Below are 1,389 nucleotides of genomic sequence, written 5' to 3'. Positions count from 1 at the left end.
ATGACTAGTCCTAAATAATCGATACAGATTATTAGACAAATATATTTAATTAGACACCTGTAATATTTTTTATTGCAGGTGTTTTTCTTTTATAAGTTCTCATCTTTACTACACTTTGTTGATGCATTTGACTTGGAGTGAGCATATAATTAGAGTAATGTGGTCTTTTGTTATTATAAATATCAATTGCATTTTTCACTAAAACCTTCATTACAGCAAGTTTTAGATTAAACTTATCAATATTAAATTCTTGTTTTAAAATTCCATTTATTCTCTCAGCTACTGCATTCTCATAGGGATCAGAGTTTTGGGTCATACTACATTTTATATTGTTTTTATGTAATAGTTTTTGATATTGATCAGAACAATATTGTATTCCTCTATCTGAATGATGTATTAATGTTTTGCCTTTATCTCTGCGTTTTTTTATTGCATTTTTTAAAGCTGTTAAACTACTATGAGCATTCATATTATCTGCCACATTAAAACCCATTATTCTTTTAGAGTAAGCGTCAGTTATTAGACTTAAATAACATGGATTCTTTCTTTTTCCAATATAGGTTATATCTGATACCCAGACTTGCTCTGGTCTACAGATCTCTAACTCTAATATTTGATTTTGATGTTTTCTAAATCTATGATGAGAGTTTGTTGTTATATGGTAAGAACGTTTTGATATTATTAATAAATGATTTGCTCTAAGTATATCTATAAATTTATCTCGGCCTATTTTAAGTTGATTCAACTCGCTTTTTAAAAGATAATACAATTTTCTTGCTCCAATTCGAGGCATTGTATTTCTAATTTCCAAAACCATATTAACAACTTTTGAAGCCAAAAGCTTCTTATCGCTACTTTTTTTTACTCGACGATAGTAAACCTGTCTGTCAATCCCGAACAAAGTACAGGCAAACATTATTGTTTGTTGTTGTTCTCTTTTAAAATGGTCGATTGTTCGGGTGGTGAGTTTTTTCGAATGTCAATTTGATATTCTTTTTCTGCTATATCAATCATCATATCGAAAATAATAGCTTTTTTATCAGCAACGAAAGCCTGCTGTTCTAAAAAAGCTTTTTGTTTTTCCAATAACTTCACTTTGGCTTCAAGTTCCATTATTTTCTGTTCAGGAGATTTTTGCATAAGAGAAGGTGTTTGATTGTCCCAATCAAAGTTACCGAATTTTCGAAGCCATTGAACAATTGTTGAACGTGATTGAATAGCATAATCTTTCTTAACTTGAGAAATTGAGGTTTTTCCCTGTTCTATTTCTTGAACAATTTGAAGTTTTAAAGACATACTGTAATCTTTCTGTGTACGCTTAACATAGCGCAATTCTTGATCTTTTTCCATAATGATACTTTTTGTGTATCGCTATTTCAGGACAAGACA

At 29.7% G+C, this 1,389-nt stretch carries 2 protein-coding genes; both read right to left on the bottom strand.

The window, feature by feature from the left end:
* Positions 1–49: 49 nt before the first annotated feature.
* Complete coding sequence (locus tag BSF42_RS22220) at positions 50–916, bottom strand: IS3 family transposase (protein ID WP_216360302.1); 867 nt, start codon at positions 914–916, stop codon at positions 50–52.
* A complete protein-coding gene (locus BSF42_RS22650; RefSeq protein WP_216360301.1) occupies positions 916–1,350 on the bottom strand; it encodes a hypothetical protein in 435 nt (144 codons plus the stop codon). The genes BSF42_RS22220 and BSF42_RS22650 overlap by 1 nt, the downstream gene beginning before the upstream one ends.
* Positions 1,351–1,389: the final 39 nt, after the last annotated feature.

Source organism: Flavobacterium sp. ACN6 (genome assembly GCF_002304005.1).
Classification (GTDB): Bacteria; Bacteroidota; Bacteroidia; order Flavobacteriales; family Flavobacteriaceae; genus Flavobacterium.
Note: the sequence above shows the minus strand (reverse complement) of the source record. Positions and strands in the feature narration are given on the sequence as shown.